This is a genomic window from Achromobacter sp. SIMBA_011 (assembly GCF_046535435.1).
Lineage (GTDB): Bacteria > Pseudomonadota > Gammaproteobacteria > Burkholderiales > Burkholderiaceae_B > Achromobacter > Achromobacter dolens.
The window spans coordinates 1-255 of the sequence record NZ_JAWRWN010000828.1; the positions used below are offsets into that span (position 1 = coordinate 1).

Annotated in this window: 1 protein-coding gene; it reads right to left on the reverse strand. The window is 63.9% G+C overall.

The features are described 5' to 3' along the window. Window positions 1-231: response regulator transcription factor (locus tag SB816_RS33320; protein WP_410548419.1), on the reverse strand; the 231-nt coding region annotated here is incomplete at its 3' end. Window positions 232-255 lie beyond the last annotated feature (24 nt).

Below are 255 nucleotides of genomic sequence, written 5' to 3' on the forward strand. Positions count from 1 at the left end.
CGTCGCGCCGCGCGCATTCAGCTCCGCCTGCACGTCGAACCCGCTTTTCTCCGGCATCCGCACGTCGAGCACCAGGCACGCGGGCAGGTTCACGTCGAAGCGCGCGAGAAAATCGGCGGCATTCGCGAATCCTTCGGACGTGATGCCGACCGATTCGAGCAACCACGCGAGCGACGTCCGCATGCCGCTGTCGTCGTCGACGATGTATACGATCGGAGCGGGTGACGTCATCGGGGTGTCTCGCAAAATATCGGT